The following is a 21,560-nucleotide window of genomic DNA, read 5'->3' as shown; positions in this document are numbered from 1 at the left end:
TTAAGCTTCTTGAGCGACCTGTGCACTATATTTACGGCGGGTAAACCATAAAAAAAGTGCGGCAATTACGATAAGTAATAAAGGTAAACCCGATGGGGAAATCGATGTCGCCACTCCTGCTAATAGTGGCCCCGATAAGTTACCAACACCCCATAACATGGCTGCTGCCGCATTAGCTATAATGAGGTCATTACCACTAAAGTATTGCCCTATTTGAACCAAAGCAATGGTATAAATTGCTCCTGCGGTTGCCCCTAATACAAACAGCAATACCCAAATTAAATAAGTATGGGTGATCAGCAGTGGTAGCATACAACTGGCAAATAATGTGGCGACGCCACAAATACGATACAGCTTTTCACGGTTCATATGATCAGCTAACCAGCCGAATGGCATTTGCATAATTGCATCACCCGCTAAAATAGCGCTGATCATCATTGCTGCGATAGCTTCCGTATGCCCCATTCCCATCCCATAAATCGGGAACATAGATAAAATCGTGCCATCAAAAAAAGCAAAAAATAAGATACCGGCGCATATACCTGGGGCAACTTTAACAAACTGAATAATTGAAAAATTCGATTCTCTAGCGGTTGCAGAAATACGATCGCCTATTTTTTGATCCATGATTAAAAACAGAGCAACAGAGATCACATGCAGCAAAGTGCAAATTAATAATGGAGACTTATCTTCAACACCATAATAAGCAATAAAAGAAGGGCCTAATAACTGACTAACCGTAAAAACGGTTGTATAGATAGCAAGAATGCGACCGCGCCGGTTTTCAGGGGATAGCTCATTTATCCATGTTTCACCTAAGCAAATTAATACTCCACTTGCTAACCCTGTGATCAAACGCAAAGGAAACAATAACCATAATGGCAATGAGCTCAACAAAGGTAACAGGCTAATTGCAGAAACTACGGTTGCAATCAGCATGGCTTGTCGTTTTCCACACCAATACACGATGCGTTGGACAACAGGTGCAATTAAAAACATCCCTAGTGCAGGGGCGGCAGAAATAATGCCAATATATAGCTCACTAATGCCATAATTATTTAAGCGTAAAGCCACCATTGGAATGCTTAATCCAATCACGATACCAATGACGGCAATACTGGTTGTAATGGTAAAAATAGCAAAAGAAGGGCTATAGCGAAAATGCGGTAAACACTGATTATCAGAGCTCATTGTGATGTCAATTGTTTTCTAGCGAAAACATCCATTTTTAGTCTATTTAATAGGTAAAAAACCTATGATTGTTTTTGATAACCATAGGTCATAGATATTGAAACGGTGATTATAGCATATTTTATATTTTTATAGGATAAAGAAATAGCGATATAACAAGGTAATCCCTGAAATTAAAATAATAATATTAATAATTTTTAAAAAAGCTTCTCGCGATATTTTTAGCGTTATATGCCGCCCTGCCCAAATACCAAGTAGCATTGCAGGAGAAAAAGCTAAGGCCATTAATAAAATATCAGTATTAACATACACTCCCATAACCAAAAATATAATGACTCGCGTTAAAGTACTAAAACCAATTAATGTCATTTGTGTAATGCGAAAGCGTTGCTTATCGGCAATACGACTGGATAGATACATGGCATAAATAAAGCCACCGCTACCAAATAATGCACTAAACACCCCACCCACTAAACTAAAAGGGATCACTAGCACTTTCGAAAAATGTGATTGACCTTTTTTTGAGAAAAATGAATGCAGTACATAAAAGATAACAAAAATACCTAACAGTAAAACCAAGATATCAGGACGTGTTTTTAGCAAGATAGCGGCGCCAATCAAGCTACCAACCACCATAAGTGGAATAATCCATTTTATTTCCTGATAATCTGCATTTTTACCATCTTTTATTAGATTAAGCAGCGCTGCTGTTAAATCGATCAGCGCCAATATCGGGACAATCATATTTAATGGCAAATACATCGCTAATACTGGTGTTGCAATCAATGCAGAACCAAAGCCAGCCATCCCAAAAACTAAATAAGCACATAATAACGTGATAAAACAAATCATCATTTCTAAAGAAAAGAAATCAAATGGCATAGTGAAACCCTATAAGAGAGATTTTTATCCACTATAAATTCTTCTAGAAAAATAAAATAGCCTCATCATTATTTTTCATGAACTATTTAAGTTAACGATTAAATAAGGTACTTAAGGTAATTTATTTTCATTTCCAAAAGATTATTTTATCAACAATACCTTTCTGGCATAAAATGGCTATTATGTTAGAATTTACAGCATAGTTTCACTTTCAGGGACAGCAAATCGTGGACAAAAAAATTAATATTAAAATTGGACAAAAAGTACGTTTATTGAGACAAGCAAGAAGTCTGTCATTAAATGAACTCTCCCGCTTATCAGGGATCTCAAAAGCGGCACTGTCAAAACTAGAATCAGGGGATTCTAACCCGCGAATTGATACCTTAGAAGCCATTGCGATCGCACTACGTTTTCCTCTTAGTGACCTCTTCACTCTCCAGCACGAAGCTTACCCCTATTTAGTGAAATCAACACCAATGCAAGGCGACTATACGCAACAATTCAAGTTTCGTATTAATATGGGCAATATTTCAGAAATCTGGCAACTCAATATGAAACGCGGTGCTGTCATTAACAGCCCTGCTCATATGAGCGGTACCCATGAACACATTATGTTGCATACCGGCTCATTAATGTTGCGTTTAAAAAACGAACAAACTGTCTTGTTAGAAGAAGGCGATTTTTATGCCTTTAGCTGCGATTTCCCCCATTCCTACTTATGTATGGAGGGGGAACTGAATGCAACCGTCGTGATGACCTATTCACACCTTAGTGATGGTATCTAATCATTAATGTGCTTTGCATCATAGCTAATACGTAGAGTACCTTTTTTGAATTTCATTGATTTAATTGCAAATTGGCAGATTTTCCCCAGTGAATCTACATGCGTTCCTCCACATGGTACTTCGTCGCCTTCGCTCACACTACATAAGCGCAGATCTCCTCGTTGTTCTATGGATACACGGTGATCACCCAATAAGCTTTCATTCACTAACTGCTCGATTTGCTGATCATTTAATTGTTCAAGTGGGATCGCATCATCGCTAATGGCACTAAATTCAACGCGTGATTCATCTGGAAAGTGATGGCCTTTTTGTCCTTTCCAACCAAAACGTGCCATTTCCCAACTTAATAAGTGCCCCATTGTATGCAACGCCGCATAATGTTGACGCTTTTCTTGATCAATTTTAGCAGTTACAGATACACCTGCCTTCAGCTCTTCAGCGACATAAGCCACAACCAAACCATTCAAATGTTTCTTAATACGAACGGGTTGTTCATTAATCCAAGCCGTATCTGCGGGCTGCCCTCCACCTTGAGGATGAAAAATATTATCAGTAAGCGCAACCCATTGACCTTCGTCATCTTGTCCCTGTTCTAGTATGGTTGTTTGGATTTCACAAAGATAAGTTTCAGTAAGATAAAGATTGTTTTGCATGAATAATCTACCTCGCAATGGTGACTTAATAGTACGGTGATGTTTAGCTTGTTATATCACCATTGTTCGCTTTAGGAAACACCAATCATTTAAAAACGAACAAATGTACTTTGATTGTGTCATTTACCCACAAAAAAATTCAACCTACAGGGTGAGTGTAGGTTGAATATGTATACTCTAAATAATTCGAGGTGCAGCTAGGCGACAAGTGAACGAATCGCTAGGAGCATAGAAAACGATGTGACTGGCGTGAGTGAACGTAGTCAACAACGCTGCAACTTGAAGTATAACGAGTATAAATACTTTGAATAATTCAAGACGCTGCTAGATGGCAGATGAATAAACCGATGGCAGCATAATCATCACGTATTTAACAAAAAGCACTTCAAATTGAAGTCTAACCTACCTATTGTAGGTAGTTTTGCATTGTCTCAAATAACCGCAGATCGTCGCTAAAACGAACCTCTCTAACGTCTTCTAATTTCTCAACTTGATTAATCATTTGCGACAAACGTTCATCTTTTTGTACCAACAACCATATGCGGCTTTCATCTTTATCTTTAATTGGCATACAGAGGATACCGTCAACGTTAAATGCTCGACGAGCAAATAAGCCACAAATATGTGACATAACGCCTGGATGGTTACGGACAATAAGTTCCAAAGCAATAGGGTGATGTTCAAAAACCATAATTACGCTCCGATCATATCAATGTTAGCTGCACCTGGGGGAACCATTGGGTAAACTTTTTGGTTCACATCGATCAGGGCATGAATTAAGCAAGGACCTTTCGTGTTCATAATGGCTTCAAGCGCCATTTCAGGATCGGCTTCGGTATTAAGATCGCAGGTTTGCAAACCAAACCCCGCCGCTATCTTAATAAAGTCAGTTTGATATGGATAAGCGGCTGCATAAATGCGGTTGTCAAAAAACAGCTCTTGCTGCTGATAAACCATGCCTAGCGCTTGGTTATTCATCAAAACAATTTTAATATTCAATTGATGTTCAACTGCGGTAGCAAGCTCTTGAATATTCATCATTAAACTGCCATCACCTGAAAAACAAACGATCGTCTTATCTGGATTAGCTAAAGCCGCTCCAATTGCTGCGGGTAAGCCAAAGCCCATCGTGCCTAAACCGCCAGAAGTCAGCCATTGGCGTGGACGTGACAATGGATAAACCTGTGCAGCCCACATTTGGTGCTGCCCAACATCCGTAGTCACTATCGCTTCTTCACCCGCCGCTCTTGCCGCCGCTAAGACTAAGCCATAGTGAGTTAATGGATTATCTGCCTCACTTAAATTTAATGGATAGTTCTGCTTCAATTCATTAACACGAGTTATCCATTCTTCACGTTGATTTCGTTCAACCAATGGCAACAATAACTCAAGAATTTGTCCTGCATCCGCATTTATCGCAATATCAGGGCGTTTGATTTTACTGATTTCCGCCTTATCAATATCAACGTGAATGATCTTCGCATTAGGGCAAAATTTTTCTGCTCGACCAATTGCGCGATCATCAAAACGTGCACCAATAACAATGAGTAAATCAGATTCTTCCATCACCATATTAGTACTACGAGCGGCGTGCATACCTAACATGCCTAAATAAAGCGGATGGCGCATAGGAAGCGTCCCCAGCGCCATAAGTGTCATGGTGGTTGGCAATGAGGCTTTTTCAGCAAAAGCAACCGCTGTTTCAGTCGATTCAGAACTAATCACCCCACCGCCAAAATAGAGAACAGGTCGCTTGGACTGATTAATCATTTCGGCTGCTTGCAGGACTTTTTCCATATCAAAACTAGGCGCTTTATCTTTTGCCTGAATTTCAGGTAATGCTTCAAGCTCAATCGTTGCTGTTTGTACATCTTTAGGGATATCAATCCAAACCGGCCCCGGACGTCCTGATTCTGCAATACGAAATGCATCGCAAATGACTTTTGGCAACTCATTGATATCACGAACTAAATAGTTATGTTTAGTGACTGGAATCGAAATACCATAGGTATCGACTTCCTGAAATGCATCCGTCCCAATCATTGAAGAGGGTACTTGCCCTGTTATACAAACCAATGGGATAGAATCGAGCTTAGCATCAGCAATAGCGGTCACAAGGTTAGTTGCTCCCGGACCACTGGAAGAGATACATACCGCAGCTTTACCCGTGGTACGCGCAATGCCTTGGGCAATAAAACCGGCACCTTGCTCGTGGCGAGCAAGAATATGGCGGATTTGTTTACTTTTCCCTAAAGCATCGTAAAAAGGCAGTGCTGCTCCACCGGGGATCCCCGATACAATGGTGATACCCTGTTTTTCCAACAGGTGAACTATCAGTTCAGCGCCTGTAAAACAGGTTTTGTTTGATGATGTTGCGCCCGACTTGCTCATAATTTTTATCCTTCACACTAGGCGGCGGATCCGAGCGGTTGGTCATAAAAAAACCCCGCTCGGTTCGCGCCGGCGGGGTTCTAAATCTGCGTTGATTTGTACCCGTTACGGCGCTAAGCCCACGACCACCACCACACGCACGACCACCGCAGCACGTGGCGCGGTAAGTAGTAGGTTTGAATGATGAAGAGTCATGTTCACGGGTTAATCCTATTAATCAATTCTGAGTTTAAATTATTAATCATTATTCTGTGTAAGTGCTTTTAAGAAAACACATCTAATTCATAATAACAATCATTTTTTCCAATTTTATATACCGCGAATGTAAAACGCGATCAATATCACATTAAATAAACACAAACGATTTATCTAATAATCTTCAATTATGAAATATTATTATCTAGTTAAAAATAGTATTTCTTCCTCCTTGACTTCAAGTCAACTTGAAGTTGTAAGATGCCAAACATCCAACGCCATCCACAATTGAAATGTAGCGGCAATATCAATTTATTTTCTTTATTTTAGAGGGTGTTATGCCAAAAAATGTTTGGTGGTTAACAATTGCATTAGCACTATTTACCACGGGAAATGCCATTGTGCTTTCTACTGCCGTTGTCATTGGTGAAGCGCTTTCGTCAGATCCGAGTTATTCGACAATACCGTTATTGAGTCAATATATTGGTCTGATTATGGCGACGATCCCCATTGCCTATTTCATGCAGAAATATTCTAGAAAATTTGGCTTTATCTTTGGCAATATTGCTGGAATGATTGGCGCGATTTTATCCATCTTAGGAATTATTTATCACAACTTAATTCTTTTCTCGATTGGCTTATTTTTTACTGGGGTCGCCATTGGTACGGCAAAACAATTTCGTTTTGCTGCACTTGAAGAAGCGCCTCAATATTTGCATGCTAAAGCAGTTGGTTTAGTTATGAGTGGCGGTATTGCCGCCGCTTTAATTGGGCCAACACTTGCCGTAACAGCGCAGCGCTTTTTTTCCGCGTATCCATTTGCGGGTCCGTTTAGCGTATTAGTGGTTATCTACCTAATCGCCTTTGTGCTATTGCTCAATATCCCATTAAAGAAAACATCTCTGCACCAACAGGATAACACTGACCAAAAGCGTAGCTATCAACAACTGTACTCACAGCCAATACTCAAATTAATTGCTGTTGTCAGTGCTGCTGGTTATGCATTAGTCGTATTTACTTTTGCTTCTATTCCACTTTCCATGAAACAACATGGTTTTTCATTTGCGTTGATCGCAATTGTATTTCAGTGCCATGTGCTGAGTATGTTTGCTCCTTCATTTTTTACAGGGCATCTAGTGCAAAAAATCGGTGCGAAAAAGATCCTCTCTTTGGGCATTTTATTACTGATGTTATCTGCCACAATGAATCTTCTTGGCACTGATTTTTATAATTATCTACTGTCAGGTATTTGTGTTGGCCTTGCATGGAATTTAATTTTAATTAGCACTACCAGCCTATTACCTCATAGCTATCAAGCTCATGAACGAGGCAAAGTGCAAGGTATGACAGATTTCCTGATTTACTCTTTTGGCGCAATAGGCAGCCTTGGCGCAGGAGTATTATTCTTCTCACTTGGCTGGCAACTTATGAATATCGTAACGGTTATCGCAGCTCTGATGATCTTTGTAACCTATCTATCATTAAAAAAATATCTTCCACATTAGAGGTAGGCATATCACCTACCACAATGTTCTTAAATACTGGTTTTTAAATCATTGCTCTTTAACAATCGAGTTTTACGTTGATAGTGTTTTCTTAATCATAAAAATAAAAGCATCAAGACTTTCTTGCCAGTTAAATTCGGGATCCATTAATTCACGACCGATTGTTCCATCAGCTGTAGTCATTAGCCAAGATGCAGTATTCTCAGGGTGTAGCTGGAGGTCTATTTCCCCCTTGTTTCGCCCCTCAATGATTAATGCTGTCAGCTTATCCCGTAGTTTTTTATCGTTTTCAACAAAAATACGGTTAATCTCAGGATTGCGACTAGCTTCAGCGAAAATTTCGATACTAATTCGCGCATAGTCAGGATCGTTATATAGCTCGATCAATCTTGTCATCATTAAGATCACGGATCCAATAGATGAACTAGCTTCTTCAACTGAATTTAAGATCTGCTCAAAATAAAGCTGATCTTCTATGGCAATAGCTTCGATAATGGCATATTTGGTTGGGTAATAATGAAATAAATTCCCAGGGCTCATTCCAGCGGCTTTACATATTTCAGCAGTTGATGTTGCATGAAAGCCTTTTTCAATAAAGCAGCTAATCGCAGCATCAATAATTTGTTTTTTCTTTGCTTTTTGCCTTTCGGTCTGAGCCGACATAGATATCTCCCAAAAACACTGGACATAAAAAACTAGACTGATTACTCTATCTATAATTAGTTAATCGTGACAAGGCCAACCTATGCTAATTGAAAAGCAAAATTTTAGCTTAGACTTACTCAATATCGAGCCTTTATCTAGTGAGTCAATCTTAGCATCATCGGCGCTCTTTTTTCAGTCCTTTAAAAGCAAATTTGTGATGTTAAAAAAATCAGAAAATACAACTTTGCAAGCGCTGATCGATGACATCTGGAAAATCCAATTTACTGATAAATCAGAAAGGCAATTTATAGTGAAATATCAAAACAACGTCGTCGCTGCTTTTGGTATCTCTCTTTCTGGACAATCAGAAAAGTTGCCACGAATGCCCATCAATGACGTCATTAGAATGGTGAAAAAATATGGTTTATTGACATTTTTAAAAGCACAATGGGTGTATTCATTACTTAAATACACACCTGAAAATGATGAGGCTCATATTGCCTATATTGGGGTTGATACACGGTTCCAAGGGAAAGGCATCGGGAAATTTATCCTAGCTTGGATAAATCACTATGCCAAGCTCAATACACCAGCAAAAAGAGTTTCATTGTATGTGGCTGAATCTAATCTTGGGGCTAAAAGACTCTACGAGCAGGTAGGATTTCAAGAAGATGAATATGAAAAATCAGCCATCACAAAATTTGCTATGGGTATTAACGGCTGGTTTTATATGAACTGTAATCTTTAAAGATTTTACTATCTACAGCTAACCCTATGAATCAAAAAACTATGGGCACATTTAGCTTGAATTTAATAATGTTATCCGCTGCGTTACAAAAATAGCGTGAGTTATATTAATTACTCTCCCTACAAAAGAGAATTATTATTTATCAATTTAGCAATAAAGTTACAGCTAATGCTGGAATTAGAATATTAAAAGAAAAATTTCTCGATAAATAGCTAAATACAGTAAATGCCGATGTAATCACTATTTTTCATAGTAGAAATCACTTTATTGCTCAACAACAATCGGCATTGTAGTTTGTTTAATCTTTATTTATTTAAAACCGACTAAATGGAGGCTATGCTTATAATCTAACAAGCAGGAAAATCATTATGTATAACAAATTATCCATCTCATCTAACAACAGATATACTCAATTCCAGTCTACTGTCGTTTCCGATATTATTGTTTGGATAGAAGAAAATCTTACCAACCGATTATTATTAGATGATATTGCACAGCATGCTGGGTATACAAAATGGCACTTACAGCGGGTATTCCGTAAAGTTGTAGGTATACCCTTAGGGGAATATATTCGTCGTAGAAGGATCAGTGAAGCAGCAAAAGACCTACGAACAACAGACATGCAAGTAATTGATATAGCATTAAAATACCAATTCGATTCACAGCAATCATTCGCAAAAAGATTTAGAGCGTATTTAGGAACGTCACCTTCTTTATACCGTCTTGCTGATATTTGTGATAATGACCTTCCGCTGTTAGAACCACAGGTAGCTTAATCAGCTAATATGAAAAAATATCTAAATTTAAAATATAACCGTATAACCCTCTAATAAGCTCCACATCTTAAGCGATTGGAGCTTTATTTTTTAGTAAAAAACAAAAATACCCGATTTATATTTCGTTACACTATTAATTAAATCAATCTTAATAAAATCTTAAGGTTTGTATTCATAAATAAAGTTATTATTGAAGTAATGCCTAGAGTTATTTTTATATTTAACACCAGCTCAAAATTAAATATTAAATTAATCGATAGAAAATATCATAAATTGATTAGTCAATTTAAATATCACTTATATTTTCACTTCTAAAATTGTTTTTCTAAAGTTAGATCTTTGCTTATATCAAACAAAAAACCCCGATAAACGGGGCTTTTTCAGAATAGCTCTTAATAGCCACTCTTAGAACGGAATATCGTCATCGAAATCCATTGGTGGTTCACTACTTTGTGGAGCTGGAGCTTGTGAACGTGCTGGAGCCCCGCCGCCACTGAATTGCTGAGCTGCCGCTGGTTGCTGAGGTTGACCCCAACCACCTTGACCACCTTGACTTTGGCCTGATGAATCACCGCCACGGCCACCTAACATTTGCATTGAACCGCCAATATTAACAACCACTTCTGTGGTGTAACGATCTTGACCACTTTGATCTTGCCACTTACGTGTTTGCAAAGAACCTTCAATGTAAACTTGTGAGCCTTTTTTCAGGTATTCGCCTGCAACTTCAGCTAATTTTCCGAAAATCACTACACGGTGCCATTCGGTTTTTTCACGCATTTCACCGGTTTGCTTATCGCGCCAGCTTTCAGAAGTTGCCAGAGTTAGGTTTGCCACAGCACCGCCGTTAGGCATGTAACGGATTTCAGGATCTTGCCCCAAGTTACCGATAAGAATTACTTTATTTACGCCTCTGCTGGCCATTTAATTACTCCTGATGCATTAAATTTAATCTCTGTATTAATCGTGAAGTTTAGCACGACCTATCCTCTATTGCATACGCATTACTGATGAAAATAACAGTGGGTTAATCAAAATGCGAGCCGCTTTGTAATTATATTCGCCATCTTTCGAGTTGACTGCGTTCATTCACTACTCATCACATTTATCTATGTTCCTAGCGCCCTATTCCATACCACCTAGTTACACCTCGAATTATTTAAGTTGTATCATTTTAATAATATACTGTATATCCATTCAGTTTAAGTTGTGCGATAATGATCCACTTATGATTGTTCACTATCAAATCATCCGGGAAGTGGTAAATGGATAATATCGAAGTACGCGGTGCCCGCACTCATAATCTGAAAAACATCAATCTCATCATCCCCCGAGACAAGCTGATAGTTATTACTGGGTTGTCTGGTTCTGGGAAATCTTCATTAGCCTTTGATACGCTATATGCAGAAGGCCAACGGCGTTATGTTGAGTCTCTATCAGCCTATGCAAGGCAATTTCTTTCTTTGATGGAAAAACCTGATGTTGACCATATCGAAGGTCTATCACCAGCGATTTCGATTGAACAAAAATCAACCTCCCACAACCCGAGATCAACAGTAGGAACAATCACTGAGATCCACGATTATCTACGTTTGTTATTTGCCCGAGTGGGGGAGCCTCGCTGCCCAGATCATGACATCCCATTAGCGGCACAAACCGTCAGCCAAATGGTCGACAACGTGTTAGCCCAACCGGCAGAGCGCCGAATGATGTTACTTGCACCTGTGGTGAAAGATCGTAAAGGTGAACACGTAAAATTATTAGATAATCTCGCCACACAGGGCTATATCCGTGCACGTATCGATGGTGAGGTGTGCGACCTCTCCGATCCGCCAACGCTTGAACTACAAAAGAAGCATACTATTGAAGTCGTTATTGATCGCTTTAAGATCCGTGATGATATTGCTCAGCGTTTGGCTGAGTCATTTGAAACCGCGTTAGAGTTATCCGGCGGTACCGCAATTGTTGCAGATATGGATGACCCTAAAGCTGAAGAATTAATTTTCTCGGCTAACTTCGCTTGCCCAGTCTGTGGTTATAGCATGGTTGAATTAGAGCCGCGCCTGTTCTCATTTAATAACCCAGCAGGCGCCTGCCCAAGCTGTGATGGTCTTGGTGTGCAACAATTCTTTGATCCCGAAAGAGTGATCCAAAATACCGAGATTTCATTAGCCGGTGGCGCGATCCGTGGTTGGGATCGTCGTAATTTTTATTACTTCCAGATGCTACAGTCTCTTGCTGAACATTATAAATTTGATGTTGAAGCACCTTATGATTCACTCAGCCCAGCGATTCAAAAAATTATTCTCTATGGGTCTGGGAAAGAAAGCATTGAGTTTAAATATCGTAACGATCGCGGCGATATCACAGTGCGTCACCATCCTTTTGAAGGCGTACTCAATAATATGGAGCGTCGTTATAAAGAAACGGAATCAACCGCAGTTCGCGAAGAATTAGCAAAATATATTAGCAATCGTCCTTGCGTGACATGTCACGGTACACGTTTACGTAAAGAGGCACGCTTTGTTTTCGTTGAAAATACGACACTACCAGAAATCGCCGACTACAGCATTGGTCACGCAATGGCGTTTTTCCAAAATCTCAAGCTAAGTGGGCAACGTGCGCAAATCGCAGAAAAAGTCCTAAAAGAGATTGGTGATCGACTGAAATTCTTAGTTAACGTGGGTCTCAACTACTTAACCCTATCACGTTCAGCAGATACTTTATCTGGAGGTGAGGCTCAACGTATCCGTCTTGCTAGCCAAATCGGTGCTGGTTTAGTTGGAGTCATGTATGTGCTGGATGAACCATCAATCGGTCTACATCAACGGGATAACGACCGTTTATTAGAAACCTTAATCCATCTACGCAACTTAGGTAATACCGTCATCGTGGTTGAACACGATGAAGATGCAATCCGTGCCGCAGATCATATTATTGATATTGGTCCCGGTGCGGGGGTACATGGCGGACAAATCGTCGCTCAAGGCACATTAGAAGATATTGTCTCTAACCCTGAATCATTGACTGGTAAATTCCTGAGTGGTGAACGCCGCATTGAGATCCCCGAAAAACGTATCCCAGTCAATAAAGACAAGATGCTGACCGTATTTGGCGCCAAAGGTAATAACCTGAAAAATGTGACCTTAAAACTACCAGTTGGTTTATTTACCTGTATCACAGGTGTTTCAGGTTCAGGGAAATCAACATTAATCAACGATACCTTGTTCCCAATCGCACAACGTCAATTGAATGGTGCTACCACAATCACACCAGCACCTTACTTGGATGTTGAAGGTTTAGAGCATTTCGATAAAGTGATTGATATTGACCAAAGTCCAATTGGTCGTACGCCACGTTCCAACCCTGCAACTTATACAGGTGTATTTACACCAATTCGTGAGCTATTTGCTGGCGTACCTGAATCACGAACCCGTGGTTATAATCCAGGACGTTTTAGTTTTAACGTCAAAGGCGGGCGCTGTGAAGCATGCCAAGGTGATGGGGTGATCAAAGTTGAAATGCACTTCTTACCTGATGTCTATGTGCCTTGTGATCAATGTAAAGGTAAGCGTTATAATCGCGAAACTTTAGAAATCAAATATAAGGGCAAAAGCATTCATGAAGTCCTTGATATGACGATCGAAGAGGCACGTGATTTCTTTGATGCCGTACCTGCACTCGCACGTAAACTGCAAACCTTAATGGATGTTGGGCTGTCTTATATTCGCTTAGGACAATCAGCGACTACACTCTCAGGTGGTGAAGCGCAACGCGTTAAATTAGCACGTGAGCTATCAAAACGTGGAACTGGGCAAACTATTTATATTCTTGATGAACCAACCACAGGGCTGCATTTCGCTGATATTCAACAGTTACTTACCGTCTTGCACCAACTGCGTGATCAAGGTAACACCATTGTGGTTATTGAACACAACTTAGATGTGATCAAGACAGCCGACTGGATTGTTGATTTAGGCCCTGAAGGAGGAAGCGGTGGCGGAGAAATTCTGATTTCAGGAACTCCAGAAGAAGTCGCTGAATGTGAAAAATCACATACAGCGCGTTTCTTAAAGCCTATCTTAACGCGTGGTTATTAGTAATAATAACCAGTCTTCCGGATTGAGATAATAAAAAACGCAGGCTAAGCCTGCGTTTTTCTATCAATCAATTATCTACTGATTATTTATTCGCTTACCGCTGCAAAAGCTTCAACAATACGCTGAACATTATGGCGATTAACACCAGCCATGCATACACGACCCGTTCCAACTAAATAAACAGCAAATTCATCTTTTAGACGAGCAACTTGTTCTCTTGAAAAACCGGTGTAGCTGAACATACCGCGTTGTTTCAATAAGTGGTCAAAATTCTTTTCAGGTAGCGCCTTTTTCAGCTCGTTCACTAACACGGTACGCATTTCCAAAATACGTACACGCATTTCTTCTACTTCTTGTAACCATTGTGCTTTTTGCTCAGCATCTGTCAGCACTTGAGCCACAATTTTAGCCCCATTAGATGGAGGGCTAGAATATAAACGGCGTACACCCGCTTTCAATTGCCCTAATACACGGTCGCGTTCATCTTCATTTTCACAGATCACTGACAGGCCACCTGCTCGCTCACCATAAATACCAAAGATTTTAGAGAATGAGTTGCTAACAAATACGGGTAATCCTGCTTTGACCATTGTTCTGATCGCATAAGCATCTTCATCGATCCCTTCTGCAAAACCTTGATATGCGATATCTAAGAATGGGATCAATTTTTGGGCTTTAGCGACTTTAGTCACTTCATCCCATTGTTCTGGAGTCAAATCAGACCCCGTTGGATTATGGCAGCAAGGGTGCATCAAAATAATGCTTTGTTCTGGCAGCTGCTTAAATGTTGCTAGCATTTCCTCAAATTTTACCCCTTTGGTTTTTTCATCAAAGTAAGGGTAGTAGTGCACTTTTGTTCCTGCACCAGAGAAAATTGATGCATGGTTTTCCCATGTTGGGTCGCTACACCATACTTCTGATTTGGGGAAATAGTGATGAAGGAAATCAGCGCCGAGTTTTAATGCACCAGAACCACCGATAGTTTGTACGGTTGCGATACGCTCTTGTGCAATTAAAGGACAATCCGCACCAAATAGCAGTTTTTGGATCTCTAAACGATAATCCTTCAAACCTTCCATTGGTAAATAGAGTGACGCGCTAGCAGGACGTTTATTGATTTCTGATTTTGCATGCCCAACCGTTTTTAGCTCTGGGGTTTTGCCTTCACCATCATAATATAGGCCAATGCTTAGATTGATTTTGTTATCACGGCTATCTTTATTAAACTCATCCATCAGCGATAAAATCGGATCGCCAGGGTAAGAATCAACATGTTTGTACACAGGTATCTCCCTAACTTCTTCTATTATATTGATTTGTTATACTTCAAGTTATTACACCTTTAGTTAAGGTATAATGACCGCGTTCAATCGCTATTTATCAAACTCTTTGTATGCCCTAGCAACTCATTCTCTGTCACTTAGCTGCATCTTGAATTATTTATATTATTTTGTATTTTGAACATAACCCTTTGTTAGCTATTCGTCTAGATATTCCATAACGACACGTGAGGTTAATTTTGTAAGTAGCTCATAATTAATTATGCCTGTATATGCGGCAATTTCTTCAACAGGCAGAGCTTTACCCCATAAAATCACCTCATCTCCAACTTTATCGTTGGCATTTGGCCCTAAATCGACGGTGATCATATCCATGGAAACTCGTCCAACAATTGGCACTTTTCGACCATTAATCAGTACTGGTGTTCCCGATGGAGCGCTCCTTGGATAGCCATCTCCATAGCCAATTGCAACCACACCAAGCTGGGTATCACGCTCACTGCACCATGTTGCGCCGTAGCCAACACACTGCCCTGCGGCATGTTTTCTAACCGCAATTAAGGTTGATTTAAGTGTCATCACGCTTTGCAAACCAAACTGTTCTGCAGATTTTCCCTCTTGAGGGGAGGCACCATACATGATGATCCCCGGCCTTACCCAGTCGTAGTGAGCTTCTGGCCATAATAAGATCCCTGCGGATGCCGCAATTGATTTTTCACCTGCTTTATTGGCAATAAATTGTTTAAAACAGTGAATTTGCTGGGTTGTTGTTGGCAGCTCAGGCTCATCCGCCTGACAAAAGTGGCTAACAATATTAATGGGGAGTTTAACATTTTTGCAGCACTGTAAGCGTTGATAAAAGGCTTCTGCATCTTGGGGGAGTACACCTAAACGATGCATACCTGTATCAAGTTTCATCCATACCTTGATAGGCTTAGAAAGCGAGCTACTTTCTAGCATTTCAAGCTGCTCAACACAATGTATTACAGTATCGATTTGTTGCTCAACTAAATAAGTCAAATCAGCGCGTTCAAAAAAACCTTCCAATAATACGATCGGTGACTTAATTCCTTGTTCTCTTAATGCGATAGCTTCCTTAAGGCGGGCAACACCAAAGCCATCGACTAAATCTTCAACCGTACTACCTACTTCGGTTAATCCATGACCATAAGCGTTTGCTTTAACAATTGCAATGAGACGGCTGTGTGGCGCAAGTTCTCTTACTCGATGCAAATTGTGTCGCAGAGCGCGGCGGTTAATTAATGCGGTTGCCGCTTTCATATTTCCTCTTTTATTTATGTTCTATACGCTAATCAATATCAAAATTGACTCAGTAAGTTAGCGCTAAATGGTTCAAGTCACAGTGAGGTGAGTCTCAAGGAGACTATCGTATGCATGTACTGATAAAGACTCTAAATAATTCGAGTTGTAGCAAGGCGGCAAATAAAGCGAATCCCTAAGAGCATACAAAAGTATGTGGCTAGGGTTACGTATGAAACCAACACCGCTACAACTTGAAGTATGACGAGTATTTATTCATCGTCGTATGCAGGCCCTGCATAATTATCAAACCGCGACCATTGACCATTAAATGTCAGTCGAACCGTACCAATTGGACCATTACGTTGCTTACCTAAAATAATTTCAGCAACCCCTTTCAATTCACTGTTATCGTGATAAACCTCATCACGATAAATAAACATAATAAGGTCAGCATCCTGCTCGATAGATCCTGATTCACGTAAGTCAGAGTTCACAGGGCGTTTATCTGCACGCTGCTCTAAGCTGCGGTTAAGCTGTGACAAAGCAACGACTGGAACATTCAATTCTTTTGCCAATGCTTTCAATGAACGTGAAATTTCTGCAATTTCTAAAGTACGGTTATCAGATAAAGCCGGTACTCTCATCAACTGCAAGTAGTCAATCATAATAAGACTTAGGCCACCATGCTCACGATAAATACGTCGGGCACGGGAACGCACTTCTGTAGGGGTCAACCCCGAAGAGTCATCAATATACATGTTACGTTTTTCAGAAAGGATCCCCATGGTGCTCGAAATACGCGCCCAATCCTCATCATCTAACTGACCAGTACGAATACGAGTTTGGTCTACACGAGATAAAGACGCTAACATACGCATCATGATTTGGTTACCGGGCATCTCCAAACTGAAAATAAGAACGGGTTTTTCTTCTGTCATGGCCGCGTTTTCACACAAGTTCATCGCAAAGGTGGTTTTCCCCATTGATGGACGAGCCGCAACAATAATTAAGTCCGAGCCTTGCAGACCAGCGGTTTTCTTATCGAGATCTTGATAGCCAGTCGATACCCCAGTCACCCCATCATGAGGCTGTTGGTAGAGCTTCTCGATTTTTTCGATAGTTTCGGCCAAAATGGCTTCAATATCTTTTGGCCCTTCGTCTTTATTTGCACGCGATTCGGCAATTTGGAAGACTTTTGTTTCCGCAAAATCGAGCAGATCCTCACTACTACGCCCCTGCGGATCATATCCTGCATCGGCAATTTCATTGGCGACAGAGATCATATCACGCACAACTGCACGTTCACGGACGATATCTGCATAAGCGTTGATGTTTGCCGCACTTGGCGTATTTTTAGATAATTCAGCGAGATAAGCAAACCCGCCAACACCATCTAATTCACCTTGCTGCTCAAGAGATTCAGATAATGTGATCAAATCGATAGGTTTGCCTTGCTCAAGTAAAGTCTGCATTTGAGCAAAAATAGTGCGGTGTGGACGGCTATAAAAATCGGCATGGGTCACACGCTCAGAAACGGTATCCCAGCGTTCGTTATCCAACATCAACCCCCCCAATACAGACTGTTCCGCTTCGATAGAATGAGGTGGAAGCTTTAAGCCTTCCATCTGCGGATCGCGCGGTGCACTGTTCTTGTTTTCTGAAGGGTATTTTTTAGCCATACTTTATGATCCACATCTATTATTAACTAGCGCATTAGTATACGCCAAACTTGTTATTGAAGGGGGTCTTTCTTTGACTTTAGTTAGCTGAATTTTTAGATCCTATTTATTTGCTGTACAACCCTACATTCATATCACCAAAACATAGCGTTATTGTCGAGTCATTGATATGGTGGATATACTCATTATGCTTCAAGTTGTGGTGCTTTTCGTTAAGGTATAACTAGTCACCTACTTATGTAGGCTCTCAACGATTCATTCACTTGTCATCTAACCGCACCTTGAAATATTTAGAGTATAAAACAGACTGTTCCTATCGGAGATGATCATGGTAAAACGTATTGAATTTGTACAACACGGTGGCCCTGAAGTTTTAAATTACACCGATTTTGACCTAAAAGAACCCGCCGATAACGAAATTCAGATAGAAAACCATGCCATAGGGATTAACTATATTGATACCTATGTGCGTAGTGGTTTATACCCTGTAGCCAGTTTACCTTCAGGCTTAGGAACTGAAGCCGCAGGTGTTGTTGTAAGAACTGGCTCTCAGGTGACAGGCTTTCGGCCTGGAGATCGAGTTATGTACGCTCAAGGGCCGTTGGGAGCATATAGTGAAGTGCATAATGTGCCGCAACATGCTGTCGCTCACCTTCCTGATGGAATTTCATTCCAGCAAGCCGCAGCTTGTGGCCTAAAAGGGATGACCGTTTACTATCTCCTAAACCAAACTTATCAAATTAAACGCGATGAAACTTTCCTATTTCACGCAGCAGCAGGCGGTGTGGGCTTAATTGCTTGTCAATGGGCGAAAGCTCTCGGCGCAAAAATGATAGGTACTGTTGGTAGCGACGAGAAAGCTCAGCGCGCAAAAGCCGCTGGTGCATGGGAAGTCATTAATTATCAGACTGAAGATATTGCTGAGCGCGTTAAGGAACTAACCCAAGGCGAGAAAGTTAACGTCGTTTATGACTCTGTTGGTCAATCTACTTGGATTGCTTCACTGGACTCATTAAAACGTCGCGGTTTGATGGTGAGTTTTGGTAATGCCTCTGGCCCTGTAACTGGGGTTAATTTAGGTATTCTAAATCAAAAAGGCGGCCTGTACGTCACTCGCCCATCATTGGGTGTATATGTTTCCGATCGCGCGGAGCTGGATCAAGCAAGCAAGGCACTATTTGATATGATTTTAAGCGGCAAACTTAATGTCGATGTGCCAGAGCAACAAATATTCGCACTTAAAGATGTGCAAACCGCTCACCGCACACTGGAATCACGAAAAACACAAGGCTCTAGCCTACTAATACCATAATCAGCAATGTGGGTGTCAACAACCTTATTGGCACCCAATCAACACTATTCCCCGCGAGTCACTAGCGCAAGAGCGTGCTCAACCACAGCTAAATCTGCCCCTTTCTTATGTGCATTTTCACTCAAATAACGCCGCCATTGACGAGCGCCGGGGATCCCTTGAAATATGCCTAACATATGACGAGTGATATGCCCAAGATAGGCTCCTTGCGATAATTCTTTCTCTATATAAGGAAACATTTGTCGCACTGCTTCAACAGCATCAACGACAGGTAATTGATTATCAAATAATTGATTATCTACAGCAGTTAAAATCGATGGATTTTGATAAGCTTCACGACCCACCATCACGCCATCAAGGTACTGCAAATGTTCTTGTGCTTCCTCAAGCGTTTTAATACCACCATTAATAGCCATGGTTAAATGTGGGAAATCGCGTTTCAGTTGATAAACGCGTGGATAATCTAGCGGTGGAATTTCACGATTTTCTTTCGGGCTAAGGCCGGATAGCCATGCTTTGCGTGCATGGATAATAAACATTTCACATCCGCCTTTAATTGAAACCGTATCAATAAAATCACACAGAAATTGATAGCTATCTTGCTCATCAATACCAATACGTGTTTTCACCGTAACGGGGATCGAAACCACATCTTGCATCGCTTTGATACAATCTGCGACTAATTGAGCATCAGCCATTAAACAAGCACCAAAGCGACCATTTTGTACACGATCAGACGGGCAGCCTACATTCAGATTGATTTCATTGTAGCCACGTTGTTCAGCTAATTTCGCGCATTGTGCTAATGCAATGGGATCACTTCCCCCCAATTGCAATGCAACTGGTTGTTCTTGCTCACTAAAGGCAAGATAGTCCCCTTTACCATAAATAATCGCGCCAGTCGTTACCATCTCTGTATACAGCAAAGTATTTTTGCTGAGTAAGCGATGAAAATATCGACAATGACGGTCGGTCCAGTCCAACATAGGCGCAACCGAGAAGCGATTAAGATTACGGTAACCTTGCGCTGTAGTATGTTCAATACTGATTGAGTTTGGTGTTTGTTGTTGCATACTAATCTTTTGAGTTTTATTGATTTTTAGCTCTTTAGAAATAAAAAACGTAATCCAAGAACCAATTCAGTTGAGTATTGTAGCATAGACTTTGTGTCATCGTGACCATTCGTACTTTAATGACTATTTTGTATCATGTTAACTGGAGATTAAAGCAATCAAATGATTAGATTAAGCATTTATCGATTAATACACATACCTTAAATCAGGTAAATTAACGAGTAAGTGAACAATTACTTCATCCAAAATAATAAACAAGAGAGAAAATTCTTATCATATGAGTAATTTGAAGAAAATAACAACTATATAATATAGATACAATTCATATTTAATGTACATATTTAAGCATATATCTACGCTATAGAAATAAATTAAATTCTTATCTGAAGAGAACTTTGAAACAAAACCTTTCATAGCATTTTAATATATTTCTATTTTAGTGAATTCTGACCATAAATTATTACCCGTATACCAAGTATTCTTTTTCTAACTCAATAAATACACGTTAAAAATGTATTTCTATTTTCATTTAAAATCAACAATATAATAGAATAAAATTTCGTGATGAACTATAAAAATGGTTATTAATACATTTTTCATGATAGGTTTTCGCTTTTGTTTCGGACATTATCAATAGGTTACAATGGATTATCATTCGATGATATTATAATTCACATCAGGACAAGTTAATTATCCAATTACTACATAACGTATATGAGCAAAATTATGAGTACTAATAGATATAATGAAAATAACATTAATTATCTGATTGGTTGCTTTATTAGAAAAGCAAGGCGAGCAAGAGGAATGAGTGGTAAAGAGTTCTCACAAAAATTGAATATCAGCCATCAACAACTCTCTCGTTATGAAAGAGGTCTGACTAGCTTCACCCTTTGTAAACTTATCTTATTTCTAAGAGCTTTAGAAAAAAATATTAATGATTTACTCACCGAAATTCATTGGAATGAAAATAAAGACATATTACTTAATGTAGATTATCAGTAATCTCAAAAACCTTTTTATATTAAATTATATCTTTCTTAGTTTCTATATTTTTTATAGGTGCTTATTTCATCTATAAA

The 21,560-nt window shown here is 39.9% G+C and carries 19 protein-coding genes; 7 read left to right on the top strand and 12 right to left on the bottom strand.

Annotated elements, in window-relative coordinates:
• A complete protein-coding gene (locus M1E96_RS02555) occupies positions 1–1,191 on the bottom strand; it encodes an MFS transporter (protein ID WP_337979768.1) in 1,191 nt (396 codons plus the stop codon).
• Positions 1,192–1,320: 129 nt separating this feature from the next.
• On the bottom strand, positions 1,321–2,073 hold the full coding sequence (locus tag M1E96_RS02550; RefSeq protein WP_272581094.1) for a sulfite exporter TauE/SafE family protein: 753 nt from the start codon (positions 2,071–2,073) through the stop codon (positions 1,321–1,323).
• 227 nt (positions 2,074–2,300) lie between these two features.
• Between M1E96_RS02550 and M1E96_RS02545 the strand changes: the two genes are divergently transcribed.
• Positions 2,301–2,858: a helix-turn-helix transcriptional regulator gene (locus M1E96_RS02545; protein ID WP_140179019.1), complete on the top strand. Its 558-nt coding sequence runs from the start codon at positions 2,301–2,303 to the stop codon at positions 2,856–2,858.
• Here the strand turns inward: M1E96_RS02545 and M1E96_RS02540 are convergent.
• The 4 genes from M1E96_RS02540 to ivbL form a co-directional block, all read right to left on the bottom strand.
• Positions 2,855–3,511 carry a hypothetical protein gene (locus M1E96_RS02540; protein ID WP_070927585.1) on the bottom strand — a complete coding sequence of 219 codons (657 nt, stop codon included), beginning with the start codon at positions 3,509–3,511 and terminating at the stop codon, positions 2,855–2,857. The genes M1E96_RS02545 and M1E96_RS02540 overlap by 4 nt on opposite strands.
• A gap of 406 nt (positions 3,512–3,917) precedes the next feature.
• On the bottom strand, positions 3,918–4,202 hold the full coding sequence (gene ilvN, locus M1E96_RS02535; protein ID WP_070927583.1) for an acetolactate synthase small subunit: 285 nt from the start codon (positions 4,200–4,202) through the stop codon (positions 3,918–3,920).
• Between the two features lie 2 nt (positions 4,203–4,204).
• On the bottom strand, positions 4,205–5,902 hold the full coding sequence (gene ilvB, locus M1E96_RS02530; RefSeq protein WP_272581096.1) for an acetolactate synthase large subunit: 1,698 nt from the start codon (positions 5,900–5,902) through the stop codon (positions 4,205–4,207).
• 105 nt (positions 5,903–6,007) lie between these two features.
• Positions 6,008–6,103 carry an ilvB operon leader peptide IvbL gene (gene ivbL / locus M1E96_RS02525; RefSeq protein ID WP_101495238.1) on the bottom strand — a complete coding sequence of 32 codons (96 nt, stop codon included), beginning with the start codon at positions 6,101–6,103 and terminating at the stop codon, positions 6,008–6,010.
• A 332-nt stretch (positions 6,104–6,435) separates the two neighbouring features.
• On the opposite strand from ivbL, the gene M1E96_RS02520 reads away from it, so the two are divergent.
• Positions 6,436–7,602: an MFS transporter gene (locus M1E96_RS02520; protein WP_272581097.1), complete on the top strand. Its 1,167-nt coding sequence runs from the start codon at positions 6,436–6,438 to the stop codon at positions 7,600–7,602.
• Between the two features lie 72 nt (positions 7,603–7,674).
• Here the strand turns inward: M1E96_RS02520 and M1E96_RS02515 are convergent, their stop codons facing one another.
• On the bottom strand, positions 7,675–8,265 hold the full coding sequence (locus tag M1E96_RS02515; protein ID WP_272581098.1) for a TetR/AcrR family transcriptional regulator: 591 nt from the start codon (positions 8,263–8,265) through the stop codon (positions 7,675–7,677).
• Between the two features lie 82 nt (positions 8,266–8,347).
• Here M1E96_RS02515 and M1E96_RS02510 point away from each other — a divergent pair, with 82 nt between their 5' ends.
• A complete protein-coding gene (locus M1E96_RS02510) occupies positions 8,348–8,995 on the top strand; it encodes an N-acetyltransferase (protein WP_272581099.1) in 648 nt (215 codons plus the stop codon).
• A 368-nt stretch (positions 8,996–9,363) separates the two neighbouring features.
• A complete protein-coding gene (locus tag M1E96_RS02505) occupies positions 9,364–9,771 on the top strand; it encodes a helix-turn-helix domain-containing protein (protein WP_070927573.1) in 408 nt (135 codons plus the stop codon).
• A 405-nt stretch (positions 9,772–10,176) separates the two neighbouring features.
• Here M1E96_RS02505 and M1E96_RS02500 read toward each other — a convergent pair whose 3' ends face one another.
• A complete protein-coding gene (locus M1E96_RS02500; RefSeq protein WP_140179013.1) occupies positions 10,177–10,695 on the bottom strand; it encodes a single-stranded DNA-binding protein in 519 nt (172 codons plus the stop codon).
• Between the two features lie 341 nt (positions 10,696–11,036).
• Between M1E96_RS02500 and uvrA the strand changes: the two genes are divergently transcribed.
• Positions 11,037–13,871 carry an excinuclease ABC subunit UvrA gene (gene uvrA, locus M1E96_RS02495; RefSeq protein WP_070927203.1) on the top strand — a complete coding sequence of 945 codons (2,835 nt, stop codon included), beginning with the start codon at positions 11,037–11,039 and terminating at the stop codon, positions 13,869–13,871.
• 86 nt (positions 13,872–13,957) lie between these two features.
• On the opposite strand, the gene M1E96_RS02490 is transcribed toward uvrA, so the two are convergent.
• The 3 genes from M1E96_RS02490 to dnaB all read right to left on the bottom strand — a co-directional run bounded on the left by M1E96_RS02490 (position 13,958) and on the right by dnaB (position 18,093).
• Complete coding sequence (locus M1E96_RS02490; protein WP_070927205.1) at positions 13,958–15,154, bottom strand: amino acid aminotransferase; 1,197 nt, start codon at positions 15,152–15,154, stop codon at positions 13,958–13,960.
• Positions 15,155–15,349: 195 nt separating this feature from the next.
• Positions 15,350–16,432, bottom strand: a complete 1,083-nt coding sequence (gene alr / locus M1E96_RS02485) for an alanine racemase (RefSeq protein ID WP_272581100.1) — start codon at positions 16,430–16,432, stop codon at positions 15,350–15,352.
• A gap of 251 nt (positions 16,433–16,683) precedes the next feature.
• Complete coding sequence (gene dnaB, locus M1E96_RS02480) at positions 16,684–18,093, bottom strand: replicative DNA helicase (RefSeq protein ID WP_070927209.1); 1,410 nt, start codon at positions 18,091–18,093, stop codon at positions 16,684–16,686.
• Positions 18,094–18,421: 328 nt separating this feature from the next.
• Between dnaB and M1E96_RS02475 the strand changes: the two genes are divergently transcribed.
• Positions 18,422–19,405, top strand: a complete 984-nt coding sequence (locus M1E96_RS02475) for a quinone oxidoreductase (protein WP_319068368.1) — start codon at positions 18,422–18,424, stop codon at positions 19,403–19,405.
• A gap of 44 nt (positions 19,406–19,449) precedes the next feature.
• Here the strand turns inward: M1E96_RS02475 and dusA are convergent, their stop codons facing one another.
• Positions 19,450–20,478 (bottom strand): tRNA dihydrouridine(20/20a) synthase DusA, encoded by a 1,029-nt coding sequence (dusA, locus tag M1E96_RS02470; RefSeq protein ID WP_070927213.1) that lies wholly within the window; start codon positions 20,476–20,478, stop codon positions 19,450–19,452.
• A gap of 726 nt (positions 20,479–21,204) precedes the next feature.
• Here dusA and M1E96_RS02465 point away from each other — a divergent pair.
• Entirely contained in the window at positions 21,205–21,483 is a 279-nt protein-coding gene (locus tag M1E96_RS02465; RefSeq protein WP_070927215.1) for a helix-turn-helix domain-containing protein, read from the top strand.
• Positions 21,484–21,560 lie beyond the last annotated feature (77 nt).

The organism is Providencia sp. PROV236 (assembly GCF_033676985.1).
Taxonomy (GTDB): Bacteria; Pseudomonadota; Gammaproteobacteria; order Enterobacterales; family Enterobacteriaceae; genus Providencia; species Providencia manganoxydans.
Note: the sequence above shows the minus strand (reverse complement) of the source record. Positions and strands in the feature narration are given on the sequence as shown.